Source organism: Streptomyces sp. NBC_00289, assembly GCF_041435115.1.
Taxonomy (GTDB): Bacteria; Actinomycetota; Actinomycetes; order Streptomycetales; family Streptomycetaceae; genus Streptomyces.
The window spans coordinates 2,748,777-2,762,372 of the sequence record NZ_CP108046.1; the positions used below are offsets into that span (position 1 = coordinate 2,748,777).

General features: G+C 72.8%; 10 protein-coding genes. 2 read left to right on the forward strand and 8 right to left on the reverse strand.

Annotated features, from left to right (window positions below; all coding sequences use genetic code 11):
- Nucleotides 1–17: 17 nt before the first annotated feature.
- Nucleotides 18–1,754: a protein phosphatase 2C domain-containing protein gene (locus OG985_RS12800; protein ID WP_371668429.1), complete on the reverse strand. Its 1,737-nt coding sequence runs from the start codon at nt 1,752–1,754 to the stop codon at nt 18–20.
- A 188-nt stretch (nt 1,755–1,942) separates the two neighbouring features.
- On the opposite strand from OG985_RS12800, the gene OG985_RS12805 reads away from it, so the two are divergent.
- Both OG985_RS12805 and OG985_RS12810 read left to right on the forward strand, forming a co-directional pair.
- Nucleotides 1,943–2,425 carry a DUF456 domain-containing protein gene (locus OG985_RS12805; RefSeq protein WP_371668430.1) on the forward strand — a complete coding sequence of 161 codons (483 nt, stop codon included), beginning with the start codon at nt 1,943–1,945 and terminating at the stop codon, nt 2,423–2,425.
- A 454-nt stretch (nt 2,426–2,879) separates the two neighbouring features.
- On the forward strand, nt 2,880–3,296 hold the full coding sequence (locus tag OG985_RS12810) for a PPOX class F420-dependent oxidoreductase (RefSeq protein WP_371668431.1): 417 nt from the start codon (nt 2,880–2,882) through the stop codon (nt 3,294–3,296).
- Here the strand turns inward: OG985_RS12810 and OG985_RS12815 are convergent.
- The 7 genes from OG985_RS12815 to OG985_RS12845 all read right to left on the reverse strand — a co-directional run bounded on the left by OG985_RS12815 (nt 3,259) and on the right by OG985_RS12845 (nt 13,486).
- Entirely contained in the window at nt 3,259–3,762 is a 504-nt protein-coding gene (locus tag OG985_RS12815) for a methylated-DNA--[protein]-cysteine S-methyltransferase (protein WP_371668432.1), read from the reverse strand. The two genes, OG985_RS12810 and OG985_RS12815, sit on opposite strands and share 38 nt — an antisense overlap.
- Nucleotides 3,759–5,165 (reverse strand): DNA-3-methyladenine glycosylase 2 family protein, encoded by a 1,407-nt coding sequence (locus OG985_RS12820; RefSeq protein ID WP_371674354.1) that lies wholly within the window; start codon nt 5,163–5,165, stop codon nt 3,759–3,761. The genes OG985_RS12815 and OG985_RS12820 overlap by 4 nt, the downstream gene beginning before the upstream one ends.
- 91 nt (nt 5,166–5,256) lie before the next feature.
- The gene (gene rsgA, locus OG985_RS12825; protein WP_371668433.1) at nt 5,257–6,375 is read right to left on the reverse strand and encodes a ribosome small subunit-dependent GTPase A; all 1,119 of its coding nucleotides are present in this window, start codon (nt 6,373–6,375) and stop codon (nt 5,257–5,259) included.
- Between the two features lie 574 nt (nt 6,376–6,949).
- Complete coding sequence (locus OG985_RS12830; protein ID WP_371668434.1) at nt 6,950–8,365, reverse strand: hypothetical protein; 1,416 nt, start codon at nt 8,363–8,365, stop codon at nt 6,950–6,952.
- A 216-nt stretch (nt 8,366–8,581) separates the two neighbouring features.
- Nucleotides 8,582–10,084, reverse strand: a complete 1,503-nt coding sequence (locus OG985_RS12835; protein WP_371668435.1) for a cellulose-binding domain-containing protein — start codon at nt 10,082–10,084, stop codon at nt 8,582–8,584.
- A 415-nt stretch (nt 10,085–10,499) separates the two neighbouring features.
- Nucleotides 10,500–12,080, reverse strand: coding sequence for an IS1182 family transposase (locus OG985_RS12840; RefSeq protein ID WP_371666829.1), 1,581 nt, complete (start codon nt 12,078–12,080; stop codon nt 10,500–10,502).
- 68 nt (nt 12,081–12,148) lie between these two features.
- Nucleotides 12,149–13,486 (reverse strand): radical SAM protein, encoded by a 1,338-nt coding sequence (locus tag OG985_RS12845; protein ID WP_371668436.1) that lies wholly within the window; start codon nt 13,484–13,486, stop codon nt 12,149–12,151.
- Between the last annotated feature and the right edge of the window lie 110 nt (nt 13,487–13,596).

Consider the following 13,596-nt stretch of genomic DNA (forward strand, 5'->3'; position numbering starts at 1 on the left):
ATTCACAACAAGCGCTGTCATGCCTCCCAGACGGCTGCGGCCGTACGGTCGTCCGCGTATCCCTTGACCCGGACCTGCACGTCGGCGAGGAACGCGGCAAGACCGGGCGGAGCCTGCCCGGCCCACCGGCCGGTCAGGTATCCGCACAGTTCGGGCTCGCCGCGCAGCGGTTCGGCGAGCCCGTCGGTGCACATCACGAGCGTGTCACCCGGGCGGCCGACGGAGGCGCGGAAGCGGAACGGCTCACGGGGCGGCTCGGGTGCGGGCTCGTACGGGCTCGGCGGTGTCGGGATGCCGAGATCCATGGTGAGCCGGTCGCCCTCGGGGGTCTCGGCCGGCAGCGAGCCGAAGCCGACCACCGGTTCGCCGGTGATGTCGGCGACCCTCGGCTCGATGTCCTGCCACTCCCCGTCCCGCAGCCGGAACAGTCCGCCGGTGCCGACGCCGAAGAACACGCGGGTACGGCAGTCCGGGTCGGCCGGCAGCAGCAGGCAGCGCAGGCTGGCGGCGTACTCGTCCGGGTCGATGCCCTGTTCGGCGGCGCTGGCACGGAGCCTGCCCAGGCTGCGGTCGGTGAGGCGGTGCAGGCCGGACTTCAGGTCGCCGCGGCGGCCTGCCCTTATGTCCTCGGCGAGCCGGGCGTGGCTGCGGCCCACGGCCCGGCCGATCCACCGGCAGGCCTCGGCGGCCGCCCGGTGCGCGCCCGGTGTGGCGCGCGCCCCGGTCGCCATCGCGACCAGCACCAGCGTCTGGTCACCGGTCCCGAAACGGGCGGTGAGCAGGGAGTCCCGGCGCGGCTCGCCGCGGAACCGTGCGGAGTCTCCGCGCCCGGAGACGGCCCGCAGGGTGCAGGCCCCGTACCGGGCCCCGTCGAGGACGGTGTCCGCCACCAGGTCGTCCAGGTCGTCGGGGTCGGCGGGCGGCAGGGCGGTGGGTTCGGCGTCGTAGGTGGGCGGGCCGGAGCCGACGTAGTCGACGGCCACCGGGGGGAGGGACGGGAGGTCCACGCGGGTGGCGGTGCGGTTCGCCTCGCCGGCGGTGAGGGGTGCGGGCGCGCTGCCGTCGCCGGGGTCTCCGCCGAGTCCGGGTCCGGCGCCGGAGTCGGGTGGGGTGCGGCCGGCGAAGGGGCCCGGCGGACGCTCCCTCGGTACGGGTCCGGCCTGCACGGCCTCAGCGGCTTCCGCGGCGGCGGCGATGGCGTCCCGGTCGGCGTCGGCGCCCACATCACGTCCCGGACCGGGCTCCCGTACCGGGCCGGTGCCGGGCGCACGGTCCGGGACGTTCGCGGTGTCCTCACCGAAGTCCCGGCCGGTGTCCTCACCGAAGTCCCGGCCGGTGTCCTCGCGGGTGTCCCGGCCGGAGGGCGGGGGCGGCGGCGCGTCGGGGGGCATTCGGGAGGCGGGGACGGTGGTGGCCGGTGTCTCCGTCGACGGGCGGCCACCGGCCGCGGACGGGGTGCGCACCTGGGGCGCGCGCTCGACGAATCCCGGCGGCATCGGTCCACGCGGGAAGGTCGCCGGGGCCGGGGGTGCGTCGGGGGGCGGCTCCCAGGGAGCGCGTTGCGGAGCGAACTCCGGGCGGGGCGGCGTGTCCGGCGTCCGCTGCCCGGCGTCCACCGCTCCCGCCGCCGACGCGAACCGGTCGTCGAGTGAATCGGGCGCCGCCGTGGGTCCGGTGTCCCCGGTGGAGTCCTCGTACAGCTGCCTCCACCAGTCGTCCTCGTGACCGGCGGGCGGTCCCCCCTGCTGACTCATGCCCTCAATTGTCCACCGCACGGCCGGGATGAAAACGGGGCATCCGGAAAATCCGGCCCATCTCCTGGGCGGCTCCCGGCGCGTCGGGTGACAGGTCGAACACCGATGCTAAGGATCGCCGCGCACCGGCACGGCTTTGCGAGCAGGGCTGACCTGCGGCTTCTCCTACTCTCCGGCAGTCTGGTCAGATGGGAGTGTGGGACCTCCTGCTGGTCGGTGCGGTCCTCCTGCTCGGCTTGTGCGGAGTACTGGTGCCCGGGGTACCGGGGTCGTGGCTCGTGTGGGCCGCGGTCTCGTGGTGGGCGCTGAAGGATCCGCAGCCGGTCTCCTGGTGGCTCCTGGTGGGCGCCACCGTCGCGCTGTTCACCTCCCAGGTGGTGCGCTGGGCGCTGCCGCCCAGACGGCTGCGGGAGAGCGGCGCCACTCCTCGGATGGCGGTGTACGCCGGGCTGGGCGCGCTCGCCGGCTTCTTCCTGGTGCCCGTGCTCGGCGCGATCCCCGGCTTCGTGGGCGGCATCTACCTCTGCGAACGCCGTCGGCTCGGCCGTCACGGTGAGGCGATGGCGGCCCTGCGGACGGCGATGCGCTCGGGCGGCTCCAGTGTGCTCGCCGAACTGTTCACCTGCCTGCTGATCATGGGGGCGTGGCTGGGGGCGGTGTTCTGGGGCTGAGCAGCCTCGGACGAAGCGCCGCCGACTCCGGCCGTCGGGTACTGCGCGGCCCACTCGGGGCCCGAGCGACACGGCACCGCCTACGGCCGTCGCGCCCCCGGCCCGGGACATGGGGCGACGCGTCACCGACTTCGGCCCCTCCGACGACGCCGCACTGCCTACGGCTGTCAGATGCTGCGCCGCCGGCCCGGGACCCGCGGTGACGCGTCACCGACTTCGGCCCCTCGGACGACTGCCGCACCGCCTACGGCCGTCCGACGCCGCGCCCCCGGCCCAGGCCCCGAAAGCCGCAGCGCCGCCTCCCGCTCCCGGACGATCCGGCACGACTCAAGGCCCCCGGGACGGTACGGCACCGGACTCCGGCCGTCGGATGCCGCGCCCCCGGCCCAGGCCCCCCGGACCTAGGTCGAGAAGACGATGCGCCGGGCCCGCCGGGCGTGTTTGGCTGGCCTGCATGACCGCATTCAGTGAGGCCGAGCGCGCGTACCTCAGGTCGCAGCGGCTGGGACGGCTCGCCACCGTCGACGCCCACGGACAGCCGCAGGCCAACCCGGTCGGCTTCTTCCCGCAGGACGACGGCACGATCCTGATCGGCGGCCTGGCGATGGGCCGTACCAAGAAGTGGCGCAACCTGCGGCAGAACCCGAAGGTCGCCCTGGTCGTCGACGACATCGTCAGCCTGCGGCCGTGGAAGGTGCGGGGCATCGACATCCGCGGCGAGGCGGAACTCCTCACCGGCCCGCACGAGCTGGGCCCGCACTTCAGCGAGGAGGTGATCCGCATCCTGCCGCGGCGCATCCACAGCTGGGGGCTGGAGGAGGACAGCCCCGAGCTCAGCGGCTCGGCTGCCGGAGGAAGCCTTCCAGGGTGAGCAGCCGCGTCTTGCGGTCCAGGCCGCCCGCGTACCCGGTCAGCGAACCGTCGGCGCCGATCACCCGGTGGCACGGCCGGACGATCAGCAGCGGGTTGGCGCCGATCGCGCCGCCCACGGCCCGTACGGCGGCCCTGGGGGCACCGATCCGGGCGGCGATCTCACCGTAGGTCACGGTGCCTCCGTAGGGCACGGCGTCGAGGGCGGCCCACACCCGTTCCCGGAACTCGGTGCCGACCGCCAGCAACTCCAGCCGGAACTCCTTGAGTTCACCGGCGAAGTAGGCGGCGAGCTGCTCCTCGGCCGCCCGGAACGGGCCGGGGTCGTGCCGCCAGTCGTCCTGGACGGTGCGGCCGCCCTTCTGGCCGGGCACGGAGAGCGAGGCCAGGGCGCCGGTCGGGCCGGCGGTCAGCAGCAGCGCGCCGACGGGGCTGTCGACGGCGGTCCAGTAGGTCGTGGTACTCACAGGAACTCCAACTCCCCTGCTGTACGCAGGTGTTGCACGGCATAGGAGCGCCAGGGGCGCCAGCTGTCGGGAATGTCGAGGCCGGGTGGGGCGACGTCGGGATCGCCGAGGGCGCGGGTGCGGACGGCGGCGACGGTACGGGCGTCCAGGCCGGGCAGGGCGAGCAGCGCACGCTGCGCGTCGTCCCGGTCGGCGCCCGGGTCGAGCCGTACGACGCCGTCCGCGAGGGCCGTGGTGAGCGCGCCCAGAGGGCCGTCCGGCTCGGCCTCGGCGAGGACGGCGGGTTCGGGGAAGAGGTGGGTGAGGCTGCCGCAGGGGGCGTCCAGGGCCTTGCCGTACCGCCGTACCAGCCGTTCGGACTCGGCCCGGCCGGCCAGCGCCCGTACCGCCAGTTCCTCGGGGTCGGCGGCGCCCGGCGAGCGCAGCCCGGGCCGGGCCGCGACCAGGGGGGCGAGCCGTACGTCGGCGCCGAGCCGTTCGTCGACGGCGTACGGATCGGAGTCGAGGTCGAACAGGCGCCGCAGCCGCCCGACGGCGGTGGTCAGGTCACGGGGGTCGGTGAGGTGGAGGCGGGCGTCCAGCCAGCCGCCGGGATGGGCGGCGCCGCGCGGCGGCCCCGGGGCGCCGGGCCGTTCGTCCACGGCGACGATGCCGGTGCCGTGGGGCAGGCGGAGGGTGCGCCGGTAGATGCGGCCGCCCCGCGGTCCGCTCACCTCCTCCAGGCCGGGCACGGCCTCACCGTCGAGCAGGTCGAAGACGGCGCCGGCCTGGTAGGGGCCTCGGTGGGCCAACCGCAGCGGGATGCCCGCGGTCGGGGTGGCCGCCCGCCGGGGCGCCCGCCCGCCGTGCGGCGCGGCGGCGCGCAGTGTGCTCGGTGTCGCGGCGTACACGGCCCGGACGGTGTCGTTGAACTGCCGCACGCTCGCGAACCCGGACGCGAAGGCGATCTCGGTGATCGCCAGCTCGGTGGTCTGCAGCAGGACGCGCGCGGTGTGCGCCCGCTGGGCGCGGGCCAGTGCGACCGGTCCGGCGCCCAGCTCGGTGGTGAGCTGCCGCTGCACCTGGCGCGCGCTGTATCCCAGCCGCGTGGCGAGGCCGGCCACGCCCTCCCGGTCGACGACACCGTCGCCGATCAGGCGCATGGCCCGCCCCACCACGTCGGCGCGTACGTTCCAGTCGGCGGAGCCCGGCACGGCGTCCGGCCGGCACCGCCGGCAGGCCCGGAAGCCCGAGCCCTGCGCGGCGGCGGCCGTCGCGTAGAACCGCACGTTGCGCCGTTTCGGGGTCACCGCCGGGCAGCTGGGCCGGCAGTAGATCCCGGTCGTCTCGACGGCGAAGAAGAACTCGCCGTCGAACCGGGCGTCCCGGCTGCGCACCGCCTCGTACCTGCTGTCCTCGTCCATCACGCCATCCAGTGTGGGCGACGGCCGAGGACGGCGCTGGCGGAAATCGGACGCGGCGGTGCGCCCCGGAACGTGCGACGCGGGCGCGGGTCTACACGTGCCGGTTCCCCCGCTTCGCCTCCATCGCCGCCCGTCCCTCCGCCCCCTTCCGCTTCCAGTCACGCCGGATCTCGGCCCGCACCCGAGCGTCGGTCTTGGCGACGATCCGCTGGTTCTCCCGCAGGAGCTTGCGGTAGCTGTCCAGCCGCCGCTCGGGCAGCTCGCCGGATTCGAGCGCGGCCAGCACCGCGCACCCCGGCTCGGACCCGTGGGCGCAGTCGTGGAAACGGCACTGCCGGGCCAGCTCCTCGATCTCGGAGAAGACCTGCCCGACCCCGGCCTCGGCGTCCCACAGGCCGACGCCCCGCAGTCCCGGGGTGTCGATCAGCACGCCCCCGCCCGGCAGGGCGAGGAGGTTGCGCGTGGTGGTCGTGTGGCGGCCCTTGCCGTCCACGTCGCGGATGGCCTGGACCTCCATCACGTCCGCGCCGAGCAGCGCGTTGGCGAGCGTCGACTTGCCCGCGCCGGACTGTCCGAGCAGCACGGACGTGCCCCCGGCGACGACGGCGGCGAGCACGTCGAGCCCGTCCCCGTCCCGGGCGCTGACCGGCACCACCGGCACACCGGGCGCGGTCGTCTCGACGTCCTGGACGAGATGCGCGAGGGTCGCCGCGTCGGGCACGAGGTCGGCCTTGGTGAGGGCGACCACGGGCTGTGCCCCGGACTCCCAGGCCAGGGCCAGGAAGCGTTCGATGCGGCCGAGGTCGAGTTCGCCGGCCAGCGACACGGCGACGACCGCGTGGTCGACGTTGGCGGCGAGGATCTGCCCCTCGGACCGCTTGGAGGAGGTGGAACGCACGAAGGCGGTACGGCGCGGCAGCAGTGTCCGCACGTACAGCGGATCGCTGCCTTCGGGGTCGACGGCGGCCCAGTCCCCCGTGCACACGACCTTCATCGGGTCACGGGGAACGACGAACTCGGTGTCGGCACGGACGGGACCGACCGGGGTGACGACGTCGCACTGACCGCGATCGACCCGCACGACACGACCGGGCAGCAGACCCTGCCCGGCATACGGGGCGAACTCGGCCTCCCAGCCCGCATCCCAGCCGTACGGCACGAGCGGATGCGAGGAGGACGAGGACGAACCTGGGAGAGAAGAGAAAGACAAAGACAAGGGGTGACCCTTCACAGGGTGGCCCCGGCACCGCGCTCACTGGCGCGGGAGGAGAGAGGTCAGCCGGAGGCCACGGAGGTGGACTTGACGAACTTCCGGATGCGGGCAGCGCCCACCACATGGACAGCCATCGGTCACACCTCCCGTTACTCACTCGGCCGCCGGACGGGACCGGCAGACCACCGTGTGAAGCAGCCCTCACCATAGAGGCGCGCACCCGCACGTGCCACCGGTTTTTCTTCCGGACCCGCTCAGGCACGGAGCGGGGGCGGGAAGTGCAGCCGGAGGGTCACAAGTCCGCGCTGTCGTCACCGCTCCGCCCGGTCTCGGGCTCCCTGATGAGCCGGGTCGCCAGGTGGTAGGTGACGGTGACGTCCTGGTATTCCTGACCGGGGCGGACCGTGTCCGGCAGGTGGGTGCGGTGGCTGTGGCTCGTGGACTCCCGCTTCCCGGTGCCGGGGAAGCGGACAGCAGTCTGGGGTCCCCGGGTGAAGCGGAGCCGTGCGGCGTGGACCGTCGACCGGAACAGGATGTCCCCCGCCGGGCTCGTCGCTCCCGCGCCTCGCGTTCAGGGCGGCTCCTCCGGCTCCTTGGCGGCACGAGGGCGACTGGACCTCGGCGGCAGCTTCCCGTCCTCTCCGCGCACCCGGCGGGTGCGGGTGCCGCCTTGGCTCCGGGCGGCTCGGCCCCGCTGTCCCTCGGCGCCCTTGCGCACCGCACGCGGCTCGGTCCGTTCCGCGGTGGCGTTCGCCGACTCCGCAGCGTCCGCAACGGCGTGGCCGCCGTCTCGTACCGTGTCACCTGCCGCTTCCGTCACACCTTCCGTCGCACCGGCAACCTGGCCGCCCACGCTCCCCGCAGTGCCGCCCACCGTCTCGCCGACGCTTCCGACGGTCCTGCTCGTCTCGTGGCCGACGTCCTCCACCGCACGCCCGGCACCACCGCCGACGCCCTCCACCGCACGCCCGGCACCACCGCCGACGCCCTCCACCGCACGCCCGGCACCACCGCCCACGTCCTGAACTGCCCTCCCGGCTCCCTGACCGACATCCTGCGCCACGGAGCCGACACCCTGGCCCACATCCTGTACGGCAGCCCCCGCACCCCGGCCCACATCCTGTACGGCAGCCCCAGCACCCTGCCCCACGTCCCGGACGGCGGTCCCCGCACCCTGGCCGACCTCCTGGACGGCCCTTCCGGCACCCGTACCCAGCTCCCCTACGGCCTGACGGGCTCCGCCGCCGACATCCCGCACGGCGGACCCGACTCCACGCGCCAGCTCGTGCAGGATCTCCGGGTTGCGGTCGAGCGTGGTGAGCACGCGGTCGATGATCTGTGCGACGTGGTGGAGACGCACCTTGAGCTGGGCCTGTGCCTCGACGCCCGAGATGCCCAGGTGCACCCTGCCGAGCGTGACGTCGGCGCCCACATTCAGTTTGAGCAGATCCAGCACCTCGGCCTGCAGCGAGACATGCGCCCGCAGGTCCTCGACGTCCAGGTCGATCTCGTCGACCTTCAGGAGCGGAACGTCGAGGAAGACGTCAGGGCTCGCCCCGGCTGCGTCCTCCTCGTCGTAGGACACCGGCTCGTCTTCGTATGATCCCGACTCCTCGTCGTAGGCCTCGGGAGCGGCGTACTCGTCACTGTCCTCGGCGTCGAGTTCGTCACCGTTCTCGTCGTCGAACTCCTCGACGGAGCCCTCGTCGTTCTCGGCGTTGCCGCGCATCGCCACGCCTCCGCAGTCTTGGCGTATGTTACGACCATTTTGATCCATTATGTCCACCCATGCCCGGTCAGCACCGTCCGTCCGGGCGAGGGTGGTGGCCGCCAGGCATGCGTGGACGGGTTCGTCGAACCACGCGGAGTCGGTCGGCCGGGCGGCGTCCACGAGTTCCTGGTCCGGCCCGAGGCCGGCGGTCTCCCAAGCGGTGTGCCGGGCGGGGGTGGTCTCGGCATCGGCGAGGCCGGCCTCAGGGGTGCCCACGTGGACGATCAGGCGGGGCCGGTCATCCGGGCACCCAGCAGACCCTCGGCCTCGTGCGGGCCGAACCCGTCCGCCCACGCCTCGTCCCGGCCGTAGGGAGCGACAGCGGGCCTGGGTCGCTGCTCACCCGGCCACGCCCACGCACGCCGTTCCGTTCGGCCTGCTGTGCGGTCACTCCGGACAGGTCCTTCACCGACTCTCGACGCCTTGTCGGCGTCAGGCCTTCGTGCAGCTCTCGCCGTTCAGCTCGATGTCGTACGCCGGGGAGTTCTTGCCCTGCCAGGTCGCGAGGAAGCCGAAGGTCAGAGTGCCGTCCGCGGGGACGGACTTGTTGTAGTCGGCGGCCGCGGCGGTGGTGCGGGAGCCGTTCTGGGCGAAGCTGGCGTCCCACATCTGGGTGACCTTCTGGCCGTCCCGGAAGGACCAGGAGACGCGCCAGTTCGCGAGGGCCTCGGCGGAGGTGACCGTGACGGTGGCCTGGAAGCCGTCGGGCCACTGGTTGACGAGTTCGTACTGGAACTCGCAGGTGGCCGACTCACCGTCACCGGCGCCCTGTTCACGGCCGCGGGCGGTCGAGGAGGAGGTGCCCTGGGGTTCCGGCTCGGACTTGCTCCCCTTGCTCCCAGCGCTCCCCTTGGACGCCGCGGAAGCGCTGGGCTTGCCTCCGCCGGACGACTTCGAGCCGGACGGCAGTGGGCCGACGGAGGGCACGGAGGCGCCGGGGTCGGCCACCGGCTGGCGGTTGCCGGAGTCGCCGGAGGCCGCGGCGCCGTCATCGCTGCCTCCCATGGGCATCATCGAGACGGCGAGCGCCAGCAGGGAGACGAGGACGGCCGCGACGAGAAGACCGTTGCGCACGACGCGCGCCTTGTGCGCCACGGAGTTCGGCTCCCCGCCCTGCCCGTCCACCGGGTCCGGGCGCCCGGCTCCCAGGCGCACCTCGGCGGCCCGGCGGCGGCGCTCCAGGTAGGCGAGGCCGCCCCAGCCGATGACTCCGCCGACGAGCGCCCCCGGCAGTCCGCCTCCGTGCAGCCGCAGACACGCGGCGGCCTCGGCGCACTCCACGCAGCGGGCCATGTGCCGGGAGAGGTCGGCCGGGGTGTCGGCGGCGGGCGAGCGGGTGACCGCGTCGAGCAGCCGGGCGTAGCTGCGGCACTGCCCGGTCATCGGCGTGTCGAGATGGTTGCGGTGACAGCGGTCCCTGAACAGGACGCGCACTTGCGCGAGTTCGTCCGCGACGGCGGCCGGGTCGTGGCCGAGCCGGCGGGCCACCACGGGCAGCGGCAACGCCTCGACCTCGGCCAGCCACAGCAGCGCCGCGTCGGCTTCCTGGAGGTCGCGCAGGCCACGCAGGGCGAGCGGCCGCTGCAGCGGCGGTCCGGTGTAGCGGGCCGCGTTGTCCGAGTGGAGCCACAGCCGCAACTCGGGGTCGAGCCGGTGTCCCTCCCCCTGTTCCTCCCAGACCGCCGCGGTGGAGCGGACCGCGGTCAGCAGCAGGGGGATCATGGGCAGGTGGGCGGAGCGGCGGCCGGCGCCGCGGGCCGGGCCGGCCTCGGCGAAGCGGGCTTCACGCATTCCGAGGGAGAACGCCTCGGTGGCGAGCTGTGTGGCCGCGGTGGAGCCGGCCGTGCACAGATCGGCATAGGAGAGCACGGCATCCCAGCACTCGGACAGCAGTGCGGCCTCAGCGGCGTCCTGGGGGGTCGGCAGGTCGGGCATGGGTCTCCTGCATCCACAAGCGAGGTCAACTCACCATATTGGCAACGGAGTTGGGGGGAACCTCGGGGCAGGGAACGAGCTTTTCACGTTTTCCGCACAACTGACAAGCTCCGTATTCAATTATGCCGTCCGCCGATTCGCGGCCGGGCTTCCCCGCCCGGCCGCCTTCGTCCGCTTGTTCCCCGACCCGTTTTCTCGTCGCTACGGGAGTTATACGGAAGGAACGCCGAAAAGTATCGACGGTGGTCGACTTGAATCCTTTTCCGTCCCTCTCGCCCCACTCCGAGGCTCGCCCTCACCCACGGAGGCGCGCCTCATCCCGCCCCCTGGGCCCCACCCAGACGACAGGCCCTAGAAGGCTGATGAAGATCTTGGTGAGGGGCTGTCCGGCCGTCAGGCCGGACAGCCCCTCCGGTCATGTAGTGGCTGGTGCGAGGTGCCAGGTGCCACTGGTGTGGGTGAGTCCGAGGTTGATCAGTCGGCGGAGGTTGAGGGCGGCGGCCCGGGTGTGGAGCCAGGTGTTGTTCTTGATGGTGCCGCGGTAGCGCAGGCGCCGGTTGCCGTGGTGGACGAGCCAGGCGACGGCGCGTTCGACCGGTGGTCTCCAGCGGCGGTAGTCGGCCTGCCAGCCAGGGTCGGTGGCGGCCTGGTGGCGGGCGGCTGTCTGGAGGTCGTGGTGCGGTCGGATGGTCAGGATGCGTCCGGCCTTGGCTTTGGTGCACCGCTCGCGCAGGTGGCATGCGGTGCATAAGTCCCCGAAAGAGGCTTTGCGTTGGTGGTGCTGCCCGCCGGGGTCGGACAGGGCCACGGCGTGTCCGGCCGGGCAGGTCACGATGGCGGCTGTGGTGTCGATGGCGAAGTCGTCGAGGATGAAACCGCCGGGGATGGCGGGTCGCAGTGGGGCGGGTTTGAGGAACAGCCGGTGGCCGGCCTCGTGGAGGGTCTGGCGGGCGTCGGCGGCGGAGTAGGCGGTGTCGCCGAAGACGTCCAGCGGGTCGTCCTCGTCGGCGAGCAGGTCCAGGCCGACGGCGGCCTCGTGGTGTTCGGCTCCGGCGCCGGGCCGCAGGGCGACGGCGGTGTATAAGCCGGTCTCGGGCTCGATGGCCAGGTGGGCCTTGAAGCCGTCCTGCTGGTGGCTGCGGGTCTTGTGGATGTGCCGGGCTTCGGGATCGACGGTGGAGAGCATCCGGCTGGGAGCGGTGCCTTGGGTGATGCGCCAGCGTCCGTCGCGGCCGTCGGAGTCCTCGGCGGGCTCGACGTCCTGGCCGGCGACCAGGGCCAGGATGCCCACCACGTTCGCGGCTTTGTCGCCGAGTTGCTGGTCTGGCAGGTGGCCCAGCAGTCGCAGGGCATCGGTGACCAGCGCGTCGACCAGCTCGGCGCGGGCCTGCTCGTCGTTCCAGGCGATGCGGGGCTTGCCCGGGTCGGTGTAGTCGTGGGCGGTGCACTGCGCAGCGACGACCGCGTCGGCGCCGGGGACCTCGCGGATCACCGCGCGGACGGCGGCGATGAGCTGGGTGACGGTGTCCTGGGTGGCGACCGCGTCGTCCAGCACGGTGGAGTCCAGCGCCCGGCGGTGCTTGCCCTTGAGGACTCCGGTGGCCTTCACGACCTCGCGCACGGCCTCGAAGATGCGGTTGGGGCGGGCGGAACGGGCCAGCCGGCGGCGGAAGTAGGCCAGCAGCGACGGGTCGAAGGCCATGTCGTGCAGGCCCAGCCCGCAGGCGGCCTTCCACCGCAGGTCGCACCGCAGCTCCTGGACCGTCTCGAAGTCCGACAGCCCGTTAAGGGCCTGCAAGGTGATCGCGGCGGCCAGAATCTGCGGCGGCATGCTCGGCCGTCCGTTCGCCGACGGGTACATGTCCACGAACATCTCAGCCGGGAACAGCTCGCCGCGGTGCTCGGCCAGGAACGCGAACACACTCCCTGCCGGGATCAACTCCCGGCAGGTCTCCCACACGTCCGGCCCGACCATCTCGCCGACCCACTCACCCATCGCCACATGGCGAGTCTGGCCCTGCCGCTGACGCGGCAGGGCCAGAACCCAAGATCTTCATGAGCCTTCTAGGCGCGCACCTCGTCCTGTCCCTCGGTCGGCTCGCGGGCGGGGAGGCTGTCCATGAAGGAGCTGACGGAGAAGACGGCGCGGCCGGGGCCGGGCGGCCCGTAGCCGGGGGGCGAGGAGAGGCCGAAGTCGTCCATGGTGGCCCGGTAGGCCTCGAGCAGCCGGATGTGGTACTCCAGCGGCGCACCCTGCGGGTTGGCCTTGCCGAGCGGGGTGGTCGGCTCGGGGCACCAGGTGGTGAAGCGGGGCGTGATGCCGTGCGACATGAAGAAGCGCAGGCCCTCGGTGGTGGAGGCGATCGCCTCGTCGACGGTGGTGAAGCCGAACGGCTCGGCCATCTCCACGCCCGCGACGAAGTTGGGGATCACATTGCGCGCGCCGAAGATCTCCGCCGAGTCGAGGATGCGCTTGTGCCACTCGTCGCGGCCGACGTATCGCTCCTTGCCGGGGCAGTACAGCTCGAACAGCCGGCGGTCCCACACCTCGTAGTTGGGGTGGTAGATCTGCACGCCGTAGTCCTTGAAGCGCTGCACGTCGTCGCGCGGCAGGGCCTGGGCGACGACCTTGCCGATCCACCGGCCGGGGAAGCGCTCCTCGATGGCCTTGGCGTAGTGGCCGTAGAAGTCGGCCTCGTCGCGTCCGGCGACCGTCTTGGTGATCGCGCCGCCGGTCAGCGTGTAGGCGGTGGAGGTCTTCGCGGTGTCGTACCGGTCGATGATCTCCAGTGCCTCGAGGACCTCCTCGACGTCCTTCACACCGGTGTAGGGCCGCCCGGCCGCCTTGTGCTGGCGCCAGTTGTGGTTGATGTCGCAGTACTGGCACTCCTCCTTGGCGCCGAAGTACTGGCAGACCCGGAAGACGGTGAGGTAGATCAGATAGCCCCACTGGATGGTGGGGGCGACCTCCATGACCGACTTCCCGCTCGCGAGGGTGTGCCGGTAGTACTCGGGCATGGGCGGCACACCGACGTCGGAGATCCGCTTCCCGTCGAGGTAGAGCCCGAGCACGCCCTCCTCGTCCGCGGCCACACGGTACGGCGAGGACGGGTTGACCCGCACGGAGACGACGGTCCGGCGCAGGTCGTAGGGGCCGCCGGTGAGGATGATCTCCTCCGGCGGGCGCCGCAGCGCGGCCTCGCCCAGCTCGGGCAGGGTGCCGTGGTCGAAGCTGAAGATGAAGTACGACTTCGGCTTGACCTCGCCCTTCTCGTTGTCGCTCAGGGCGGACGGGTCGAAGGCCACCCCGCCACGGAGCAGGTCCTCCTTGAAGACTGCTTCCCGCGGTACGTGCGGGAAGCGCTCCATCAGATCCTCGACCAGCGCGGTACGGCTGCCCATCCGTAATCTCCTCCCGGCTCAGACGTACGACTCCTCACGGTATGCCCCCGCCTGCGCGCCGGCCGTGCCGGGTCCCCTTCCGGCGCGCGAGGTCTGCCGAAACGGACGAC

Coding starts and splice junctions, on each gene's coding strand:
- OG985_RS12800 (WP_371668429.1), bottom strand. CDS start 1,754: ATGAGTCAGCAGGGGGGACCGCCCGCCGGTCACGAGGACGACTGGTGG.
- OG985_RS12805 (WP_371668430.1), top strand. CDS start 1,943: ATGGGAGTGTGGGACCTCCTGCTGGTCGGTGCGGTCCTCCTGCTCGGC.
- OG985_RS12810 (WP_371668431.1), top strand. CDS start 2,880: ATGACCGCATTCAGTGAGGCCGAGCGCGCGTACCTCAGGTCGCAGCGG.
- OG985_RS12820 (WP_371674354.1), bottom strand. CDS start 5,165: ATGGACGAGGACAGCAGGTACGAGGCGGTGCGCAGCCGGGACGCCCGG.
- OG985_RS12835 (WP_371668435.1), bottom strand. CDS start 10,084: ATGCCCGACCTGCCGACCCCCCAGGACGCCGCTGAGGCCGCACTGCTG.
- OG985_RS12840 (WP_371666829.1), bottom strand. CDS start 12,080: ATGGGTGAGTGGGTCGGCGAGATGGTCGGGCCGGACGTGTGGGAGACC.
- OG985_RS12845 (WP_371668436.1), bottom strand. CDS start 13,486: ATGGGCAGCCGTACCGCGCTGGTCGAGGATCTGATGGAGCGCTTCCCG.